The organism is Burkholderia sp. AU30280 (genome assembly GCF_020420125.1).
Classification (GTDB): Bacteria; Pseudomonadota; Gammaproteobacteria; order Burkholderiales; family Burkholderiaceae; genus Burkholderia.
The window spans coordinates 32,530-53,082 of record NZ_JAIZRY010000015.1; the positions used below are offsets into that span (position 1 = coordinate 32,530).

Here is a 20,553-nt window from a genome sequence, read left to right on the forward strand (position 1 = left end):
TTGGACGGTCTCACAGGGTCGAAGGTTGGGCTGCAATGCGTGACGATGCATCCGGATCGGCGTGCGCCACGGCAACCGCCGGCGCGGCGCCGTGAGTTCGTGGCGCGAGATGGGCGGCCAGCGCGCGAATGGACGGGTAGTCCCAGACCGCGGACGGATCGACGGTGACGCGGAACGCCTCGCTGAGTACCAGCGTCATTTCGACGGCGAGGATCGAGTCGAAGCCGATCTCGGCGAACGTCGACTCGCGCGTCAATCGAAGCGTGCGGTGCTTGAGGCGCTCGCCCAGCCATGCGATGAGCCATTGTTCGACGGCATGCACCTGCTGGCGATCGAGCAGGCTTGCCGGCTCGTTGACGATCGGGGCGGCGGCCGGACCGGCGTCTTCGCCGGCGGGCGCATCGGGCGCATCGGGCGCGCGGGAGACCGAATGCGCGCCGGTATCGGCGTCCAGCAACGGATCGATGCGTTGGCTTGCGCCCGGGATCGTTTGCTCGATCGAGCCGATCTCGAACCCGGTGCGCGCGGCCCAGTCGTTCAATTCCACCGTCGTGGGCAACGCGGATCGCAGGCCGACCTGCCGTTGCGCCGCCTCGATCGCGAGTTCGTACTGGCGCTGCGCCCAGCGCAGCGTGCCGTCGCCGATGCGCTGCTGTGCCGCCGCGCGTTCGATCACCGCCAGCAGCAATCCCCATTGCGCGATCGTGCCGAGCCAATAATTGACCCAGACGGCGGCGTGCGCGGCGCCGTCGAGTTTCGCCGCATTGGCGAGCCCGTCCTGCGCCAGCTGCGCGCCCAGCTCGCGCAGTTCCCTGGCCAGCGCACCGGCGCTCAGCGCACTCTCCAGATAGCGCAGCAGATCGTCGCTGCCGTTGAGCAGACGACTGCCCAGGTGAACCAGCAGCGTTTCGGTCGGCCCCTCGAAGATGCGGGTCAGGCGCGCGTCCCGGAAGATCTGCGGCGCCAGGTTGGTCTCGATATAACCCCGGCCACCCAGGAACTGCATCATCTCGTCAGCGGATTGCGACAGCAGCTCGGAGCCGAGAATCTTCGCAATCAGGAGGCAATCTTCAGGCGGCGCGATGCCGAGATCCAGTTCGGTGGACAGGTGCTCGACCAGCGCGTCGAGCCCGTCGATGCGGTCCCGCAATTCGCCCAGGCGCAGGCGGCTCAGCGGGTTGTCCAGCAGGAGGCCGGTGCCGACCTGGCGCCGCGCGCCGTAGCGATGCATCAGCTGCGCACAGCGTTTCATTCCGCCCACGCTGACGGCAGCGATGCCAAGGCGCGCAACGTTCATCGCGTGCTGCGCCACGTGCATCCCCTGGCCGATGTCGCCGAGCCGGTATGCGTCGCTGATTCGCGCGCGATCCAGATGCAGCGAATTCTGGATCATGCCGCGCACGCCCATCGTCAGTTCCTCGGCGCCGATCCGCACGCCCGGTGTGCCGGGGCGCACCGCCAGGCCGACCATGCCGGTGCCGTCGGCCTGCTTCGCGAACACGTTGATGATCCCCGCCCACGCGGATGAGCCGCTCCAGCACTTGTTCCCCGTGACCAGCCAGTCGCCGGACGCGATGCGCTGCGCGCGGGAGGCAATGGCGCGCACATGCGAGCCCGCGGCCGGCTCCGTGATCGCGAACGCGGCGAGCATCCGGCCGCTCGCGAGGCTCGGCAGCAGTTCCTCGCGCAAGGGCGGCTGCGCATGCTGCATGATCGGCAGGATCCCGAGCGTGTTGTTCAGGGCGACGAAGAAAGCCAGGGTCGAATCGATCGTGGCCAACTGCGCCATCACGCGCGACATGTCGCGCAGGCCGAGGCCGAGGCCGCCGTGCGAACGGTCGATCGGCATGCCGAGCAGGCCCCGATTCCCGAAATCGAGCACGATGTGCGGCGGAATGGTGCGACGCTCGTCGATGGTTCGCGAATCGATCCGCGTGCGGGCATAGTGCCTGAGCCAGTCGTTCAGTTCGTCGACGGTGGCGCTGTCATCGCGCCGGCGATCGTTGGCCGCCGGCTTGTCGGCAACCGCTGCCGGGCGCGCGGGTTGCCCGCGATCGGTCGCGGGCGGTTGTACGCCGCCCTCGACGTCCCACTGCGCGAGGATCGTCAGCGCGCCGTCGTGCAACTGGGTGCGGCACGTGCTGCGGCGCACCTTGCCGCTCGACGTTTTCGGCACGCTGCCGGGCGACACCAGCACGATCGCGCTCGGGCCGATGTCGAGGCGATTCCAGATCGCCTGGCGAATCGCGTCGATGAGGCTGTCGAGATTGCCCTTGCGCTGCGTGCGCTCGACTTCCGCGACGACGATCAGACGTTCCGCGTCGACCTGGTCGTCCATGAAGGCCGCGCAACCGTTCGGCACGAGTTCCGGCACGCCGACGATCAGCGCGTACTCGATGTCTTCCGAGTAGTAGTTGCGGCCGGCCAGGATCACCATGTCCTTGAGCCGGCCGGTGACGTAAAGTTCGTCGTCCAGAATGAAGCCGAGATCGCCGGTGCGCATGAACACCTGGTCCCGCTGGCCCGCCAGACGGTGCTGGAAGGTCGAATGCGTCTGCTCGTCCAGGTGCCAGTAGCCGGCGGCGACGCTCGGGCCGGCCACGCAGATTTCGCCGATGGTCCGATCGGCGCAACGCTCGTTCGTCTCGAGGTCGCGCACGATCACGTGTTGTTCGCCGTCGGTGCGGCCCACGCTGACCAGGACCCGTTCGCCCGGACGATCCAGCGGCTGCTGCGACACGCCCAGGAATGTGTCGCGCAGCACCACGGATTGCCGCTGGAGGGCAGCCTGGTCGACGCATAGCGTCCGGATCGGATACTGCTTCATGCGACCGGCGACGTACAGCGTGCCCTCCGCCAGCCCGTAGCACGGTCGAAAACTTCCGGCGTCGAAGCCCGCGGCGGCAAAGCGCTGCGCAAAATCCGACAGGGTGCTCGCGCGCACGGATTCCGCACCGTTATACGCGGTACGAACACACGACAGGTCGAGCGTCGCCAACTGTTCGTCGGAGATCCGCCGGCAGGCCATCCGGTAAGCAAAATCCGGCGCGCCCGTCAGGTCCGCACGGTACTGGCTGATCGCGCGCAACCACAGGTACGGATGCTGGATGAAGCGTTCCGGGGCCATCAGCACGCTCCGGAAGCCGCCGTAGAGCGACGTCAGGATCACGCCGATCAGGCCCATGTCGTGGTAGGGCGGCAGCCAGCTGACGATCGTGCTCTGCTCGTCATAGGCGAACCATTCGCGCATCAGCCCCAGGTTATGCATCAGGTTGCCGTGCGACACCATCACGCCCTTGGGGCTGCCGGTGGTGCCCGACGTGTATTGCAGGAAGGCGATCTGGGATGGCTGCACGCGGGCGGGCGAATGCACGGGCTCCAGCGCCTGCGCGGCCCCGACGTCGAGCAGCGTGCTGCCGGATACGTCGGTATCGGCGAGCCAGGTCGCGCAGCGTGCATGGTCCTCGGCCGAACACAGGATCGTGTCCGCGCCTGCGTTCTCGACGATGCCGGCAATCCGCACCATGTGCTGCCTGTTGCGCGGCGGGTAGGCGGGAACGGCGATGGCGCCCGCATACAGGCACCCCATGAAGGCGCTGACATAGTCGAGCCCCGGCCGGCACAGCAGCAGGACCCGGTCGCCGATGTCGATCGCGTTCTGCCGCAGCAGCGCGGCCACCCGGCGCGCACGTGCGTCGAGTTCCGCGAAGGTCATCGATTCGGTCTGCTCCTGTTCGGGCGGGCCGCTCAGGAACACGTAGGCGGTCTTGTCGCCGAGTGTGGCGGCCCGGTTCTGAAGCAATTCGCTAAGCGTGGTCGGCAAAATCGCAGTGGTCATGGTGTCGTCGGAAGAGGAATGAAAACAGCGAGCAGCGGCCTGACGCCGGGCGGCGCTCACGCGTTGCCGCGGCGGGAATCCGAGGAGGCTATTCGGCGCGATGGAACAGGTCGATCATGTGCCTCATGCTTTTGAGATGCAGGAAATGCGGCACCACCCGTTCGCTCCTGGCCGCATAACGTGCCGTCCAGTGGTGGGCCAGCTCGTGCGTGGCGGCGGCGTTGCCGCGAACCGCGCGTGCGTCGGCCTCACGCGCATCGAGGCATGCGCGCGCGTGCCGAACGGCCGATCGGGCGAGCTCGCCGGTGAGGATGCCGTGGTGTCCCAACGCGAGCCGCGGCGGCTGCAGTTGCTCGATGACCTGTAGCGAGTGCCGATAGGCAAACAGGTCCTGGAAGACCAGCGGCAGCCAGCTGGTGGCGCCGTGATACTCGCCGAGCGCATCCGACACGAAACCGATGTCCAGCTGCGGACAGTAGTAGCCGAACTGGCAACGGCTGTGGCCCGGCAGCGCGATCGTGCGAATCTGCATCCCGGCGCCGATGTCGAGCTGCGTGCCCGGATTGACCGGGTAGAACGGCAGGTCGGACAACTCGGTGAAATCGGCGTCGGCGGCGGGCTGCCACGACATCGACGCGTGCGTGTCGAGCTGACGAATGGTTCGGCAGGCCGACGGGCTCTGGAACGCATCGAACGCGTCGGGCGAGCCGGATACATGGAGCCACGGCATGCGCGACTTGAGCGTCATCAGCAGGCTGCAATGGTCGTAGTGCGAGTGGGTGATCAGCCAGTAGCGCAAATGCCGGATGCCGCCGAAGTCGCGCAGCAGCGCGTGAAGCTGCTGCCACACGAGTTCGGTCATGCCGCTCAGGCCGCCCTCGATCAGCGTCGCGGCCTCGTCGTTGACGATCACGTACAGCGGCACGTCAGCCGTGCCGACGACGGCCAGCCGCGGCTCGATCCATCCCGTGGAAGCGTTCAGCATGCCGTTCAGCTCCGATAGAGCGCGCAGGCCCACGTCGCGCCCGCGCCATAGGTCACGAAGAGGTTGAGCTGCCCGACCGGCATGCGGCCTTGCTCGCGCGCGAGGGCGAGCGCGACCGGAAACGCCGCACTGGCCATGTTGCCCAGCTGTTCGACGGAAATCATGCACCGCTCGCGGGGCAGCCCGAGTTGCCCGATGACCGCGTCGAGGATGCGCAGGTTCGGCTGGTGCGGTACGACCAGGCCGATATCCGACAGCGTCAGCCGGTGCTTGTCGAGCATCTGCCGGCACGCGTCGACGATGCGCCGCGTGGCGTCTTCGAACATCGGCGCGCCTTTCATCCGGAAATGGTGCCGGCCGGCCGCGATGTCGTCCTCGTCGATGAAGCGTGGGCGCCGCGCGCCGGGCGCTTCGGTGCTGAGCAGGTCGAACTGGGTGCCGTCGGCGCCGAGCGTCAGGTCGATCAGCCCGTGCGCCGGGTGGTCCGTCGCTTGCAGCAGCAGCGCGGCGGCGCCGTCGCTCAGCAGGATCGACAGATTGCGGCCCGCATTGCTGGTGTCGATTCGCCGCGACAGGGCCTCGGCGCAGATCAGCAGCACGTTGCGATACAGGCCGCTCGCGAGGAAATGGCGCGCGATCTCGATCCCGTAGAGCCCGCCGCTGCATTGCGCGCGGATATCGAAGCACGGAATCTCCCGCAATCCGAGCCGAGGCTGGATGTAGCACGCCTGCGACGGATCGTGATGATCCGGCGACAGCGTATTGACGATCAGCAGATCGACGTCGTGCGCCGTGACGCCGGCGTCGGCCATCGCCCGTTCCGCGGCCGGGCACGCGAGATCCGCCAGATGCTGGTCGGGGGCGAGATAGCGACGCGCCACGACGCCGGTTCGTTCGCGAATGAACGCGTCGCTGGTGTCGATCATGCCGGCGACTTCGTCGTTGCCGACGATCCGCTCCGGCAGCGCGTGGCCCATTCCGGCGATGACGAGTCTGGCGGTCATGTTTGCACCTCCTGCTCCATCGCGGCGGCGACGGCATCGTCCGCATCGGTCACGACGGTTTCGCCCCAGCGCCACAATTGCGCGCCGAAGCCCCAGCCGGCGCCGGCGCCGGCGATCACGACCAACGATCCCGGCCGGATCACGCCTTCCTGGATCGACTCGTACAGCGCATACGGCACGGCGGCCGACACGAGGCACGCGCAATCGGCCACGCGAATCACGTATTGGTCGGGCTGGAGCCCGAGCCGCTGTGCCCATGCGCGCACGAGCAGCGCCGACGGCTGATGGAACACCATCGCGTCGACGTCGGCGATGTCCGTACCGCTGCGGTGCAACAGCCGCTCGACGATATCGGGAATGGCCACGGGCATGAAGCGGGCGATCGCCTCCTGCGCTTCGGGCTTGAGCGTGAAATACACGCCGAACGGGTTGTCGGCGCCGGCTGCCGAGTCGTCGTCTGTCGCAGCCCGGGCGTGACGCCACTGCATCGTCACGAGGTCGTAGTGCGTTGCATCGCTGCGATACGTGGCATCCAGCCAATCGGCGCCGCCGGGATCGGCCGGCTCGGCGACGAGCACGGCCGCGGCCGCGCCATCGCCGAAGTTCGTCGACGATTTGCTGGTGTAGTCGACCACGGCCGACATGCGCTCCGTCGAACACACCAGCGCACGCTTCACCCGTCCCTGCTTGATGAGGTTGGCGGCGATCTGCAGTTGCAGCACGAAGCTCGCGCATTCCATCTCGACGTCGGCGTCGAGCGCGCGCGTGGCGCCGAGCCGGTCGCGCAGCACACGCGCAAGCCGTGGTGCGAAACGGCGCCGGCCGTCGGGGAGCGAGACGAACGGCGACGTCATGTTGAACAGCACCAGATCGAGTTCGGCGGCCTCCACGCCGGCACGGGCGAGCGCGTCGCGGGCCGTGCGCTCGGCCAGCGCAAGCTCGGATTCGCCGGCATCGGGATCGATCATGTAGCGCGATTCGATGCCCCAGAATTGCCACCATTCCGACGGAATGGGCTCGACGCCCGCGAACACGGGATCGTCGTTGGGCACCTGGCGTGCCGGCAGGCGGCAGGCGAGACTTGCGATTCGGACGTTGTGCACTGTCAGACCTCCATCATGCTGCAGGCGATGCGCGGCCGGAACGGATCCAGTGTCATCGCGACCACCGTACGTTCGTCGTCACGCAACGACATCGAATGTGCGACGCGGGACGAAAGCCACGCGGGCAACTGGAACGGGTTCGGGATGTCCGCCGAACCGGCGACGACATCGACGTGGAAATCGCGACCCGCGCCGATGGCGATCGATGGCCATCCGCTCAGCCACGATTCGCAAAACAGCGGGGTGGCGCGCCGGCCGATGCGGCTCTGCATCGCGTCGGCCAGCGCGCGCACCGCGGTGGCCGCATTGGCCGGTTCGGCGTCGAACCGGCCGGTTGCGGGATCGAACCGGCTCTCGAAGCGGGCCAGCGACAGGGCGCCGTTCACGCGCCGGGCGGGAAGGGCGTCGAGCGTCGCGAACGGGGGCGCGTCGAGGTCCGCGTAGCGGCTGGCGTGGTCGCGGTCCTGGCCGGCAGGCGTCAGCACGATCGCCCCCGCGCCGTCGGCGAAACCGCTCGTGGCCACCTGTTCGACGTCCGCGAGCGCCTCCGCGCGAACGACAAGCGCGCGTCGATAGCCGAGCTGTTTGCAATGGCTGTGCGCGAGATCGAGTGCGAGCGTCCAGTCCGCGTCGAGCAGATCGAACACGGCCGCGTGTCGCGCACGCAGGTCGCGCTGCACCGGGTGCGCCAGCCGCGGCCCGGCGATCGTCGGCGCGTCCGCCATCCGGCTGGGAGAAATCGACAGGCTGACGATCAGGTCCAGTTCCGACGGCAGGCAACCGGCTTGCAGCAGCGCCTGCCTGGCTGCCTTGATCGCATAATCGTTGGCGCAGGATTGCGCGGTGGTCGCCGGGTCCGGAATGGCCACCGAGGCTCCGAGAATTTTCATAGGGCGTGTTCGTTCTGGACTGTTTGATTCTGGGGGCGCGTCGCGCCATGACCCGCCTGCCGGAGCAAGGCGCGACGCAATTTGCCCGATTCGTTACGCGGCAAACCGCCGGCGTGATAGGTCACGCGATGCGGGCATTTGTACGGTGCGATCACGTTCTTGACGTGCTGCTGCAGTTGCGTCGTCAACGCCTCCGAGCCGCCGACGCCCGGTCGCAGCACCACATGCGCGCAGATGAGCGTGCCGCCCCATTCGTCGATCTGCCCGACGACGCCGCACTCGGCGATATCGGGATGGCGCAGCAACACCTGCTCCACTTCGCCGGGAGACACCGTGTAGCCGGCGCTGATGATCATGTCGTCCGCGCGTGCCTGGTAGAACAGATAGCCGTCGTCGTCGAGGTAGGCGCTGTCGCCCGTCAGGTTCCAGCCGTGCTTGACGTAGTCGCGTTGCCGCGCGTCATTCAGGTAGCGGCACCCGGTCGGTCCCTGCACGGCCAGATAGCCGATTTCGTAGGGCGGCAGGCGTTGGCCGTGCTCGTCCACCACGGCCAGGCGGTAACCGGGCACCGCCTGGCCGATTGCTCCGTCCTTCGTGCCGGCGTCGCCGGTGGACGCGAAGATATGCAGCATCTCGGTCGACCCGATTCCGTCGATCAGGTGCAGGCCGGTGCGCGTGTGCCATGCGGCGCGCGTCCACGACGGGAGCGCCTCGCCCGCCGACACGCATTTGCGCAGGGACGATACGTCATGCCCGTCGAGATGGTCGAGCATGGCCCGATAGGCCGCCGGCGCCGTAAACAGGATGCTGACCCGATGCCGGCCGACAGCGGCCAGCAGCCGTTCCGGGCTCGCTTTCTGCAACAGCACGACGCTCGCGCCGACACTGATCGGAAACAGCAGCAGCGCGCCGAGGCCGAACGTAAACGCGAGCGGCGGCGACCCGCAGAAGACGTCATCGGCGCCGGGCTTGAGCACATGCTGCGGAAAGCAGTGGCAGGCCGCCATCACGTCGCGATGAAAATGGACGGTGGCCTTCGGTTCTCCGGTCGTCCCCGACGTGAACGCGATGAGGCAAGGATCGTCCGCGCGCGTGCCGGCGGCCGCGAATGTTGCCGAATAGCCGCCGAGCCAGCCCGCGTGCGGCTGCGTGTCGTTCGTCTCGTAGCGCCGGACGTCGCCGCGCCACTGCATGCGCGCCATCGCCGCGTCGAGCTCGGCGGACAGCCCGGCTTCGCAGATGACGTGCGTGACCCGGGCTCGCCCGATGACGGTCGACAGTTCTCCCGCGCGCAGCTTCGGCATCGTCGCGACGGCCACGCCGCCGGCCTTGACCACGCCGAACCACGCAGCGGCCAGCATCGGGTGATTGGTGCCGTGCAACAGCACCCGGTTGCCGGCTACCAGGCCCGCATCGTCGGCCAGCATGTTGGCGATCCGGTTGCTGGCATCGCGCAGTTCGCGATATGTCCATGTGATGCCCGACTCGGTCCTGATCGCAACGCGATCGCCCCAGCCCCGTTCCTCGACGGCGGTATCCAGCAGCGCGGCGGCGCAATTGAGAAACGGCGGAAACTGCAGCCCCGGCAACTCAAAGACAAACGTCGGCCAATCTTCGGCAGGGGGCAGGTTCGCGCGGCAAAAGTCGTCCATCGTCAGCGCTCGCAAGAGTGTGAGTTTGAAGTCCGCGATAGCGGTGCGGCGCGGGGCGGGCCATGGGGTCGGGCCTGTCCCGCGCAACCTGAATCGCGATGGCAAGGAGACGTGGTCGGGGCGACAGGCACAGGTCGCCGGGCGACGCACGGAGAATCCGGTCAATCACATGATGACTTGCCGGTTTTTGTGGATTTATTGCGTCTCATTTGATTTTAGAAATAAGCAACAATCGGTCGATTTAATTCGGATTAATTGTTTCCTGGAATTCATCGACCGATCGGGTTGGTTTAAAAATGTGCCGCAAGCTTAGCGGAACAAAAATTGGAAAGTAAATGGTCAAGTGGGTTGGAAATTTGAATTATTTGTTGAAATCGATTCCATTAATCATCAGCATTTCATTGAATCGGCTGATTTTGGTTAATCATCTTGCGATTTGTTGACTTCGGTGGAATCAGGTTGCCGGGACGCTGAATAAAGTCTCGAGAAGTTCACCAAGGCGAAACGAGCATCGCGTCACGAAATGGCTGGCCCCGCGCGAAAGGCGAAAGACCCGGGCTCTCGGGAGCGGCGGGTCTTGAGTGGAGGTCTGAATGGAAAATAGGGGATTCGGGCGCCGGGGTCTCGGATTGCGCCCATATGAATTTGTGTAATTGTATTAGCGAATATTTTATTTCTGGTGAGACGTCCGAATGTCACGGTTCGAAGGTTTGAGCACATCCTGGCTGTCAAGTACCGATAAATCCTTCGGCAATGTCCGCTTGAACATCGCAAGGAGCTGCCGCGCCGCCTTCGGCGGCAGTGTGATCGCGTGGCGTACGGCCGCCGCGATCTGGATCATCATCAACTCGGCGAAGGCGCTGCGTTGCGAGCGGGTCGTGCCGGGCGCCACGTCGGCCAGCGCATCCGCGAACAACCCCGCCAGAAACGCCCCGTCCGCCCGGTCGAGCGCCTGCAGCGCGCGGTCGGCCTGCGTGGCCCGCCAGATATCGCGCATCAGCGGCTCGTCGACGAACATCCGGTAGTAACTGTCCGTGATGCGGGCGAGCGTGGCGTGCAGGTCGTCGAGCGTCTTCATCGTGGCGAGGTCGCGCCGCACGCAGACGTGCCCGGCTTCGTTGTAGCGCTCCGCGAGCGTGCCGATCACGGCCGCCTTGTCCGGAAAGTACTGGTACAGCGAACCGAACGAGATGCCCGTGCGTTCGACGATGTCGCTCATCCGGAACGCGTCGCAGCCTTTCTCGATCATCACCTCCGACGCGCACGCGAGGATGCGCTCGAACCGCTCGCGGCTGCGCTGCTGCGTCGGCACCAGCCGCGCGCGCGCCGGCGTAGTCGCCGAGTCAGCCGCTGCTTCGGGCGCGTCGTTCTGCCCTGATTTTTGTCGGCCCATGCTGCCTCCGGAAAACTTGACGTTGCTAATGCGAGAGTCTATCGTGTTTTTGAAACGCGAGATATTCTCGTATTTTAGTCAAAGGAGACGGTCATGTCGGCACTTCCCACCCTCATCGTCGGCGGTTCGGGCAAGACGGGCATCCGCGTCGATGCACGGCTGCGCGCGCGCGGCATCGCAACCCGGCCCGTGTCGCGCACGTCGGCTGCCTGCTTCGACTGGACGGCGCCCGCGACGTGGCCCGCCGCGCTTGAAGGCGTATCGGCCGCGTACGTGACGTACCAGCCCGACCTGGCCGTCGAAGGCGCGGTGGATGCGATCACCGCATTCGCACGGCTCGCGCGGGAAAGCGGCGTCGAGCGCGTGGTGCTGCTGTCCGGGCGCGGCGAGCCCGGCGCGCAGGCCGCCGAGGCCGCGTTGCAGGCGTCGGGTGTGGAGTGGGGCGTGGTACGCGCGAGCTGGTTCAACCAGAACTTCTCCGAGGGCTACCTGATCGACGGCGTGCTGGCCGGTGAAGTCGCGCTGCCGGCCGGCGCGGTGCGTGAGCCGTTCGTCGATGCGGACGACATCGCGGACGTCGCCGTGGCCGCGCTTACCGATGCGCGCTTCGCGAACCGCGTGATCGAGGTCACGGGCCCGCGCGCGCTGACGTTTGCCGAGGCGGTCGCCGAAATCGCGCGTGCCGCTGGCCGGCCGATCGTCTATCGCGAGATCCCGGCCGAAGCGTTCGTTGCCGGACTGCGCGAGGTTGGCGTGCCCGAGCCGGTCGTCGCGCTGCTCGACGATCTGTTCAGCGTGGTGCTCGACGGGCGCAACAGCGCGGTGACGCACGGCATCGAAGAAACGCTCGGGCGGCCGGCACGCGATTTCGCCGACTATGCGCGCGCGACGGCCGCGACCGGCGTGTGGGGCGCACGATCATGATCGCGTTCGCGACCGCCGCATTGCTGTGGGGCTCGGCCATCGGCTGCGGGTTGATGGCCGGCGTGTATTTCGCGTTCTCGACGTTCGTGATGACGTCGCTCGGACGGATCGCGCCGCAGGCCGGCGTGGCCGCGATGAACGCGATCAACGTCGACATCGTGCGTTCGCCGTTCATGCCGCTGTTTCTCGTCACGACGCTGATGGCACTCGCGCTGGTCGTGATCGTGTTGTTCGATCGCGAGCAGGCGGGCGCGACGGCGGCGGTCGCGGGCGGCATGCTGTACGTATTCGGCATGTTCGCGGTGACGATGGCGGTCAACGTGCCGCTCAACGATGCGCTCGCCGCGGCCGATCCGTCGACGCCACAAGGCGCGGCGCTGTGGGCGCGCTACGTGCACGACTGGACGAGGTGGAATCACGTGCGCATGGTGGCGTCGGCGGCCGCGTGCGTGCTTTTCATCGTGGGGATTGCGGCGCGGTGACGGCGCGCGTCAGGCGGTGGGTGAGGCCTGCCCGGGCAACCGGTATTCGGCGATCGTGCCGGCGTCGAATGCGATCAACGAGCCGCGTACCGGATCGTGCCGCCGTGCGACGAAGCCCGGAAGCGCGCCGAGCGGCGTACCCGAGGCGATGCGCCAGATCGTCGTGCCGGCGGGTGTCGCGACATACAGCGATGCGCCATCGCTGAACAGGCCGCCGATCCGGTCGGGTTCGGTCGCCATCGGGATGCGCCGGTCGTTCGATTGAAGGGCTTCGGTCACATCCAGGATGCGCACGCCGGCGTCTTGCCCGGTTTCGGCGAATTCGTCCTCGTCCCAGTCCGCGAGCCCCCAATACGCGATATGCCGGCTGTCGATCCAGCAGGCCGGCGTGTCCCAGTCGTCGCGCCGGGTCAGGCTGACCACCGATGCGCCGTCTTCGCTTTCGAAGGGATTGGCGTCGAGCCAGGCGGCGACCGACCATGCGCGCGGGATCGAAACGGGATGCCAGACCCATCCGTCATCGAACAGCCGGCTGCCGTCGGGGCTCGGCACGAGGCGGCCGTGGAAGTAGTCGAGGTAATGCGCGGGCCGGTCGTTGTTCGTATACGGCGCGATGTCGCGCGCGGTCAGCGATGCGCCGGTGGCCGGGTTGGCCGCATCGAGCCGGTTCCAGGCGGTACGGTGCACGAAGATCGTGCGATCGCGATGACGGAGGAAGCATGCGCTGAACGGGACGGTATGCGGATAGTAGTCGCCGCCGTCGAGCTGCATCGTCGGTGAGCCGGTGGCGACGTCGACGACGAGACCGCGCCGCCCGTAGTCGGTCACGATCGCCGCGTACCGGCCGTCAGGCGAAGCGTGCAGGCGATAGGCGGGCGTACCGAATGCGGTGTGACCCGTCGGTGGCGGGAGTGGCGGCAACGGCACCGAACACAGCGGCGTGCGGCGCCCCGTATCGAGATCGATGCCGTGCAGCGAACCGTCCATCGTCAACACGAGCAGATGGCCGTAGCCGGCCTGAACGGCGAAGGTATCGACGATCGGCGCGTGTTCCCACGTGAGCATATTCACGGGATGGGATTCGTGCGTCGATGCAGACAAACGGTGCGGGCTGGCCGGATGCATGGTCGCGATTCTATCGTCAACGATGCCCGTGCCGCGCACGCGCACGCCCTACGCATAAAACGCCGACGGCGACACACCGAAATGCCGCTTGAACATCGCGGAGAACGCGCTCTGGCTGCTGTAGCCGTGGTCCATCGCGACGGTCAGCACCTTCTCGCCGTGCGCGAGGCGCTTGAGCGCGAGCAGCAGCCGCGCCTGTTCGCGCCAGCGGCGGAAGCTGAGCCCCGTCTCGCGCCGGAACGCGCGATGGAGCGTGCGGACCGACAACCCGAGCAGGTCGGCCCATTCGGCGATCGTGCGCAGGTCGTCGGGCGCGGCGACGAGCGCGTCGCAGATCGTGCGCAGGCGCGGGTCGTGCGGCCACGGCAGGTACAGCGGCAGCAGCGGCGCGACCGTCACCTCGGCGAGCAGCAGGTGCATCAGGTGATCGTGGCGCGAGCCCGGCGCATAGTCGAGCGGGATGTCGACCGCGGCGAGGATCAGCTCGCGCAGCAGCGGATGCACTTCCACGACGCAGCTTCGCGCGGGCAGGTGCTCGACCGCGCCCGGCTCGACGAAGACGGTGCGCATCTGCACGTCGCCGCTCATCTGCACCGTGTGGTCGAGACCGGCTTCGAGCCACACGCCGCGCGTCGGCGGCACGACCCACGACGCGCCTTCGGACTGCACGTGCATCACGCCCTCGATCGCATAGAGCAGCTGCGCGCGGCGATGCCGGTGCGGCGCGATCGACGTGCCGTGCGCGTACGTCGCCGCCATCGCCGATACGGGCATCGGCGTCGATTCGAAGCGCAGGTGAGCACCGGGCGGGGTGGACTCGAGTGTCCGATTGGCGACAAGTCGTGACATTTTGGCGTGAGACAGGCAGTTGGACGAGCGGGCACGATGGCGTTCCCCTCCACGCCACACCCCTGTCAGGATATTAATCCGTCAAATGCGATGAACAAGTCTCCTTTTCTGTTTCCTTTCTGCGCGATCGCGCTGTGGGCCGGCAACGTGGTCGTGTCGAAGCTGTCGGCGTCGACGATCGACCCGTCGGCGATCACCTTCTACCGGCTGCTGCTCGCCGTCGCGCTGATGAGCGTGTTCACGCTGCGCCCCGCGTGGCGCAACCGCGCGGCGCTCGTCGCGCACCTGCCGAAGCTCGCGGTGCTCGGCTTTCTCGCGATGGCGCTGTTCCAGAGCCTGTCCTACGAGGCCGCGAAAACGACCAGCGCCACCAACATGGCGATCATCACGGCGCTCGTGCCGCTGATGACGATGGCGCTCAGCTCGCTGCTGCTGGGCGATCCGCCGGGTGCCGGCATGGTCGGCGGCGGGGTGCTGTCGCTCGCGGGCGTCATCTACCTGATTGCCGAAGGGCATCCGACGACGATCGCCGCGCGCGGCGTGCAGGCGGGTGACCTGCTGATGCTGGCCGCGTCGGCCGCGTATGCGCTCTACGGCGTATTGCTCAAGCGCTGGCGCATCGGCGTGCTGCCGGCGTGGCAGTCGACCTACGTGCAGGCGCTCGCCGCGCTCGTGTTCATGGCGCCGATGCTGCTGCGTTTGCCCGCGCAGGCGGCGTGGCCCACGCGTGCGAGTGTGCCGCTGATCCTGTATGCCGGCGTGCTGGCGTCGGTGGTGCTGCCGTATCTGTGGATGCAGGGCGTGCGGCTGCTCGGCCCGAGCCGCTGCGCGATGTTCATGAACCTGTTGCCGGTGATGACGGCCGGCGGTGCAATCGTGCTGCTTGGCGAATCGCTGCGGCTTTATCACCTGGTTGGCGGCGGCGTCGCGCTGTTCGGCGTGGCGATCGCGCAGCGGTTCCCGTTTCAGGCAGGCGTGTCGCAGGGTGCCCGGCAATGAGCGGCGAGCGCGACATGCAGGACCTGGTCGCCGCGCTGCCGGACGGGCGCACACCCATTGCCGTGGCGTCGCTCGCGCGCCAGCTCGAACGGATCGCGGCCGCGCTCGAAGCGATGGCGCCCGCCGGGCGGCCGGCGGCCGTCGATTTCGATGCGGCCGTTGCGTTCCGCTGGCGCGGCTTCGGCGGCGGGCATCGGGCGGCGCCGCTCGAGCCGATCCCGTCGCCCGCGCTCGTCGCGTTCGACGCGCTGCGCAATGTCGGCCGTCAGGCGGCGATCGTCGAACGGAACACGCGGCAGTTCGTGCGCGGGTTCGCGGCCAATCACGTGCTGCTGACCGGCGCGCGCGGCACCGGCAAGTCGTCGATCGTGAAGGCGTGCCTGCACGCGTTCGCGGCGCACGGGTTGCGGCTGATCGAGGTCAGCAAGGAAGGGCTGAACGACCTGCCGGCGATCGTCGAGCTGGTGCGTGCGCGGCCCGAGCGCTACATCGTGTTTTGCGACGACCTGTCGTTCGAGGCGGGCGAGACCGGCTACAAGGGGCTGAAGACCGTGCTCGACGGGTCGGTCGCGAGCGACCTGTCGAACGTGCTGGTGTACGCGACGTCCAATCGCCGCCACCTGATGCCCGAGCACGCGAGCGACAACGCGAACGTGTCCCGCGCGGAGAATGGCGAGTTGCATCCCGGCGATGCGGTCGAGGAGCGGATCTCGCTGTCGGAGCGCTTCGGGATCTGGGTGACGTTCTACGGCTTCACGCAGGACGAATACCTGGCCGTCGTCGAGAGCCGTCTCGGCGCGGCAGGTTTCGATGCCGCGCGGATCCGCGCGGCGCGCGAGCCCGCGCTGCAGTGGGCGCTCGAACGCGGCGCGCGCTCGGGCCGTATCGCCGTGCAGTTCGCGCGTGATTATGCGGGGCGGCTTGCCGAGGAAGACGACGCGGATGCATACGAGACCGCGCGGCGCACCGGCTGAGCGCCGCGCTACAGCAGCCGCTCGGAGAGCACGCGGAACGCGACGTCGGGCACGACGAAGCACATCGGTTCGCCGGTGGCGCCGATGCGCGCGAGGAAGTCACCGCCGCCCGCGGGCCCGACCGTCTTCAGCGGCCGGACCGCGTCGACGTCGATCGGCAGGTCGATCGACGCGTACGCCAGGCGGTCGCAGTCCGCGACATGGGCGACCGCCGCGTGCTGCAGCGACAGGGAGGCGACGGCATCGCGCCAGTCCTTGAAGAACGGCGCGAACGCGTCGGGCAGCGCTCGATCGTCCGATGCTTCGGCAGTGCAGTGGAAGTCGGGCGCGCTGCCGCCGCCGCCCGCCAGCCGCGTGTCGTAGCGTCCGTCGCGCACGGCATGCGTGAAGCGCCGCGCGAGATGCGACGGCAGTGCATCGCTGAAGAGGCGGCTGCCGAGCGCATAGAGCGGGTGGTCGAACACGTTCTTCACGAACAACACCGTTCGGTCGGCCGGCGTCCCGCCCGGCAGCGCATCGACGTAAAGCCGCCAGTTGCTCTGCAGCGGCGACGGAAACATGCGACGCAGCGGGCCTGCGACGCGCGGGCCGAAGTGCCGGTGCGCATAGGTGAGCGTCGTCAACAGCGTGCGGCCGTCGCGGCTCGCGAGCGCGACGCCGCGCGGCACCAGGTGCGCGACGGCCGCGACATCGACAACCCACGTGCAATACACGACGTTCTCGACGTCGCTCGCGAGCTGAAGGAACGGCAGCCGCGACAGCAGTGCGCGGCGCGCGCGCAGCAGCGGGCCGCTCGCGACGATCCGGTTGGCGAGCCGGCCGATCAGGCCGGCGGACGGGTAAACGAAGGCGTTGTCGTGGCGCATGAGCGGCATTGTGCCGGGGTTGCCGCGCGGGGGGAAGACGCGGGGCGGCGTCGCGCTGCCGAACCGGGCGCGGTGGCGGCCGCATCGATCGCGAGTAGAATTGCCGGCGCCGTGCCACGTGTCAGGTGCATCGGCATCGCAGGGCCGCGCATCGCGAGACGAATTCAAGAACCCACACACGTCCACGCCGGGAGGCAAACATGAATGATCTGGCGCAGCAATCCGAACCCGAGTTGATCGTGCGCGGCAGCCGTTTTGCGCTACCGATGCTGGTGTTCGCGCTGGTCGTGATCGGCGGCGGCTGCATCTGGGCCGCCAGCGCGGATCCGTTTTTCAGCTTCACGACGTTCATCATGCCGTTCATTGGGGCGCTGGGCGGCCTTGGGTACATGTTCGTCATGACGCGCGCCGTATTCTTCGCCGACACCTTCAAGGTGCAACGGATCTCCGTGCCGTATCGCGATGTCGTCGAAGTGACGCGCGGCCCCTTCTCGCTGATCGTGCTTTATCGTGTCGCGACGCGGTCGGGCGGAAGCAAGGTACGCAAGGTCAGGCTGCCTTTTGTCGAAATGCGCGTCGACGACCGGAAGAAATGCCTCGAGATCCTGCGCAGGCACGCGCCGGACGCGTTCAAGACGGATATCGCCGCCTGAACGGCGCGCCGGGGCCGGGCGCGCCGTTCAGGCGGCCGATCCGCGGCGCCGGTTCCGCCGACGGTGCGGCGTTGTCCGGGCGCTGGTTCGGGCAACCGGCCTTCGCTTGCGGCGCGCGCGGGCGAAAGCCGGTGTTCACGCGTCAGTACCCGGCGTCGCTGCCACCCTGATCGGTCACGATTGCCACCCCCGAACTCGTGCCGAGCCGCGTCGCGCCGGCTTCGAGCATCGCCAGCGCGGCCGCGCGGTCGCGTACGCCGCCCGATGCCTTCACGCCGAGCACGGGGCCGACCGTGCGGCGCATCAGCGCGACATCCGCGAGCGTCGCGCCGCCGTGGCCGAACCCCGTCGACGTCTTCACGAACGCGACGCCGAGATCGCGGCACATCTCGCACACGCGCACCTTCTCGTCGTCGGTCAGCAGCCCCGTTTCGAGGATCACCTTGAGCGGTACCGCGCCGCACGCGCGGTGCACGGCGTCGATGTCGGCCTTCACGTCGTCGGCGCGGCCGCTCTTCAGCGCGCCGATATTGATCACCATGTCGATCTCGCCGGCGCCCGCCGCGATCGCGGCGGTTGCTTCAAATGCCTTGGCGGCCGACAGCCCCGCACCGAGCGGAAAGCCGACCACGGCACAGACGAGCACGCCGGTGCCGGACAGCTCGCGCGCGGCGAGCGGCACGTTCGCCGAATTCACGCAGACCGAGTAAAAGCGATGCTCGGCCGCCTGGCGGCAGAGTTCGCGGATCTGCGCGTCGCTCGCGTCGGGCGCGAGCAGCGTGTGATCGATGGTTTGAGCGAGCTGGGCGTTGGAAAGCGGCATGTTTCAGGACTCCACGAAGCGTGTGCCGGACGGGCACACGTAAAGTTGATGTTTTCACATCGGTTTGTTACAAATACGACATTCCGGCCGGGCCTGCACGCCCGGCACGACAAGCGACGGATGCGACGGGCACGCAGGATACTGGCATGGAAACGAAGAAAGGCGAACGGATCAAGACACTGATGAACGTGCTGCAAGGGCAGAACGCGATTCATCTGAGGGAAGTCGCCGAGCTGTTCGGCGTCTCCGAGATGACGATCCGCCGCGATCTCGCGGACAACCCGCACGGCCTGAGCCTGATCGGCGGTTACGTGACGCGCCACTTCGCCGCGCAGCGCAGCGATATCGGCGAGTATGTGGTCAGCGCCGAGAACAACCGGCAGACCGAAGAGAAGCGCCGCATCGGCAAGCTGGCCGCGCAGTTCGTGACGACCGGCGACACGATCTTCGTCGACTGCGGCTCGACCACGCCGTTCGTCGTCGACTTCATTCCGGACGACCTCGAATTCACGGCGGTCTGCAATTCGCTGAACGTGTTCGCGAAGCTGCAGCAGAAGCCGCATTGCAGCGTGATCCTGTGCGGCGGCGCGTACCACCGCAAGAACATGGTGTTCGAGTCGGTGGCCGAGACGGGCATTCTCGACACGGTGCGCGTGTCGAAGGCATTCATCTCCGCGGCCGGCGTGAGCGAGCGCTGCGGCGTCACGTGCTTCAACTTCCACGAGGTCGACGCGAAGAAGAAGGTGATGGCGCGCGCGCAGAACCGCTTCCTGCTGGTCGACCACACGAAGTTCGACGAAGTGCGCGCGGCCTATTTCGCCGAACTGACCGACTTCAACTACGTGATCTCCGACGGGCAACTGAGCCGCCGCTACGAAACGGCGATCCGCGAACACGGGATCGCGCTCGTGACCTGACGCAACGCGGCCGCCCATCGCTTCACGCATTGCGGGCTTCCGCCGCGCTCAGGTAGCCGGTGACGACTTCGAAGTGTCGCGTCGCGCCCGGCGCGAGCGTCGCCACATGGCCCTTGCGGCGTTCGGCTTCGTAACCCTCCGGCTCGCAGGTCGACGGGAGCGCAAACGCGGCGACCTGTTGGTCCGCGTTGTGCAGGATCCAGCGCGTCGCATGCGGGAATTGCGCGGGGCGGTATGCGGTGTGGAACGCGCCGCCATCCGGATGCTCGAGCAGGAAATGCGCGACGCCGTTGGCATCCGTTGCCACGTCGTTCATGAAGAACACGATCTCCGGGTCGTACAGCGCAGGCGCATCGAGCGTGTGAAGCCGTTCCGGTTCGCGCGCGAGCGTGGCCGTATAGTCGCGCCACGCGGCGGTCGGCTTCACGTGCGCGGGTACGCTGTCGCGCAGCCGCACCCCGCCGCGCGGCAGCGACTGCACAAGGCGGCCGCCCGGCACGTACGCATGGTTCAGGTGCGCCATGTACATCAGGTCCATCGGCGCGCCGCCGAGATTCGTGACGTCCATCGCGATCGTCATCCGCGCGTCGTGCTCGGCGAGCCTTACCGACGGGCACGCCAGATAGTGGCTGCCGAAACCCTGCACGTATTCGTATTCGCCGGTCACTTCGACGAACGCACCGCGCGCATCCGCGCCGACCACAAGGCTCGCGCGATCCATCGGTGCGCACGGCATCTCGCCGTGCAGCGCATGCGTGTCGTCCGGCCCCGGGCAGCCGTTGCGCAGCAGCCCGCTGTGGAACATGAAGCAGCCGTACGTATCGATGATCGATGCCGCGCGCTTCGGCTGCCGGAACATGTGCTTCATCGTCAGGTCGCGGCCGTCGAACGCGGCGGCCCAGATCATCTGGCCGAGATACGGCAGCACGACGAGATGGCCGCGGCGGTTCTCGAGCTTCAGCGCCTCGACGCCGGACGGATACGCGAACGCGGTGACGACGAGCCCGTCGGTGCGGTACAGCGTGTGCGGCGTGTCGCGGAAGTCGTCGCGTCGCAGGTCGATTTCGCCTTGCATG

The 20,553-nt window shown here is 67.6% G+C and carries 18 protein-coding genes; 6 read left to right on the forward strand and 12 right to left on the reverse strand.

The window, feature by feature from the left end:
• Window positions 1-10: 10 nt before the first annotated feature.
• From LGN17_RS28845 to LGN17_RS28875, 7 genes are all read right to left on the reverse strand, one after another.
• Entirely contained in the window at window positions 11-3,838 is a 3,828-nt protein-coding gene (locus LGN17_RS28845) for an AMP-binding protein (protein ID WP_226200417.1), read from the reverse strand.
• A gap of 88 nt (window positions 3,839-3,926) precedes the next feature.
• Window positions 3,927-4,823 (reverse strand): MBL fold metallo-hydrolase, encoded by an 897-nt coding sequence (locus LGN17_RS28850; RefSeq protein ID WP_226200419.1) that lies wholly within the window; start codon window positions 4,821-4,823, stop codon window positions 3,927-3,929.
• Window positions 4,824-4,828: 5 nt separating this feature from the next.
• Window positions 4,829-5,827 (reverse strand): ketoacyl-ACP synthase III, encoded by a 999-nt coding sequence (locus LGN17_RS28855; protein ID WP_226200421.1) that lies wholly within the window; start codon window positions 5,825-5,827, stop codon window positions 4,829-4,831.
• On the reverse strand, window positions 5,824-6,954 hold the full coding sequence (locus LGN17_RS28860) for a 3-oxoacyl-ACP synthase III family protein (protein ID WP_226200628.1): 1,131 nt from the start codon (window positions 6,952-6,954) through the stop codon (window positions 5,824-5,826). Before LGN17_RS28860 ends, LGN17_RS28855 begins: the two co-directional genes overlap by 4 nt.
• Complete coding sequence (locus LGN17_RS28865; RefSeq protein WP_226200423.1) at window positions 6,933-7,820, reverse strand: hypothetical protein; 888 nt, start codon at window positions 7,818-7,820, stop codon at window positions 6,933-6,935. The genes LGN17_RS28860 and LGN17_RS28865 overlap by 22 nt, the downstream gene beginning before the upstream one ends.
• Window positions 7,817-9,472 carry an AMP-binding protein gene (locus tag LGN17_RS28870; RefSeq protein WP_226200629.1) on the reverse strand — a complete coding sequence of 552 codons (1,656 nt, stop codon included), beginning with the start codon at window positions 9,470-9,472 and terminating at the stop codon, window positions 7,817-7,819. Before LGN17_RS28870 ends, LGN17_RS28865 begins: the two co-directional genes overlap by 4 nt.
• A gap of 670 nt (window positions 9,473-10,142) precedes the next feature.
• On the reverse strand, window positions 10,143-10,865 hold the full coding sequence (locus LGN17_RS28875; protein WP_226200424.1) for a TetR/AcrR family transcriptional regulator: 723 nt from the start codon (window positions 10,863-10,865) through the stop codon (window positions 10,143-10,145).
• Between the two features lie 93 nt (window positions 10,866-10,958).
• Here LGN17_RS28875 and LGN17_RS28880 point away from each other — a divergent pair, with 93 nt between their 5' ends.
• Both LGN17_RS28880 and LGN17_RS28885 read left to right on the forward strand, forming a co-directional pair.
• Entirely contained in the window at window positions 10,959-11,789 is an 831-nt protein-coding gene (locus LGN17_RS28880) for an NmrA family transcriptional regulator (RefSeq protein ID WP_226200426.1), read from the forward strand.
• Window positions 11,786-12,271 (forward strand): DUF1772 domain-containing protein, encoded by a 486-nt coding sequence (locus tag LGN17_RS28885; protein WP_226200428.1) that lies wholly within the window; start codon window positions 11,786-11,788, stop codon window positions 12,269-12,271. Before LGN17_RS28880 ends, LGN17_RS28885 begins: the two co-directional genes overlap by 4 nt.
• A 9-nt stretch (window positions 12,272-12,280) precedes the next feature.
• Here the strand turns inward: LGN17_RS28885 and LGN17_RS28890 are convergent, their stop codons facing one another.
• Both LGN17_RS28890 and LGN17_RS28895 read right to left on the reverse strand, forming a co-directional pair.
• A complete protein-coding gene (locus LGN17_RS28890; protein WP_226200430.1) occupies window positions 12,281-13,342 on the reverse strand; it encodes a hypothetical protein in 1,062 nt (353 codons plus the stop codon).
• A gap of 102 nt (window positions 13,343-13,444) precedes the next feature.
• Window positions 13,445-14,245, reverse strand: coding sequence for an AraC family transcriptional regulator (locus tag LGN17_RS28895; RefSeq protein WP_175951978.1), 801 nt, complete (start codon window positions 14,243-14,245; stop codon window positions 13,445-13,447).
• Between the two features lie 90 nt (window positions 14,246-14,335).
• Here LGN17_RS28895 and LGN17_RS28900 point away from each other — a divergent pair, with 90 nt between their 5' ends.
• Together LGN17_RS28900 and LGN17_RS28905 are read left to right on the forward strand one after the other, a co-directional pair.
• A complete protein-coding gene (locus tag LGN17_RS28900) occupies window positions 14,336-15,244 on the forward strand; it encodes a DMT family transporter (RefSeq protein WP_226200431.1) in 909 nt (302 codons plus the stop codon).
• Window positions 15,241-16,218: an ATP-binding protein gene (locus LGN17_RS28905; protein WP_226200433.1), complete on the forward strand. Its 978-nt coding sequence runs from the start codon at window positions 15,241-15,243 to the stop codon at window positions 16,216-16,218. Before LGN17_RS28900 ends, LGN17_RS28905 begins: the two co-directional genes overlap by 4 nt.
• Before the next feature lie 8 nt (window positions 16,219-16,226).
• Here the strand turns inward: LGN17_RS28905 and LGN17_RS28910 are convergent, their stop codons facing one another.
• On the reverse strand, window positions 16,227-17,093 hold the full coding sequence (locus LGN17_RS28910) for a DUF2071 domain-containing protein (RefSeq protein WP_319000872.1): 867 nt from the start codon (window positions 17,091-17,093) through the stop codon (window positions 16,227-16,229).
• Window positions 17,094-17,317: 224 nt separating this feature from the next.
• On the opposite strand from LGN17_RS28910, the gene LGN17_RS28915 reads away from it, so the two are divergent.
• A complete protein-coding gene (locus LGN17_RS28915) occupies window positions 17,318-17,737 on the forward strand; it encodes a hypothetical protein (RefSeq protein ID WP_226200436.1) in 420 nt (139 codons plus the stop codon).
• 142 nt (window positions 17,738-17,879) lie between these two features.
• Here the strand turns inward: LGN17_RS28915 and deoC are convergent, their stop codons facing one another.
• On the reverse strand, window positions 17,880-18,560 hold the full coding sequence (gene deoC, locus LGN17_RS28920) for a deoxyribose-phosphate aldolase (protein ID WP_226200438.1): 681 nt from the start codon (window positions 18,558-18,560) through the stop codon (window positions 17,880-17,882).
• Between the two features lie 146 nt (window positions 18,561-18,706).
• On the opposite strand from deoC, the gene deoR reads away from it, so the two are divergent.
• Window positions 18,707-19,477: a DNA-binding transcriptional repressor DeoR gene (deoR, locus tag LGN17_RS28925; RefSeq protein ID WP_175951984.1), complete on the forward strand. Its 771-nt coding sequence runs from the start codon at window positions 18,707-18,709 to the stop codon at window positions 19,475-19,477.
• Window positions 19,478-19,499: 22 nt separating this feature from the next.
• Here the strand turns inward: deoR and LGN17_RS28930 are convergent, their stop codons facing one another.
• On the reverse strand, window positions 19,500-20,552 hold the full coding sequence (locus LGN17_RS28930; RefSeq protein ID WP_226200441.1) for an aldose 1-epimerase family protein: 1,053 nt from the start codon (window positions 20,550-20,552) through the stop codon (window positions 19,500-19,502).
• Between the last annotated feature and the right edge of the window lies 1 nt (window position 20,553).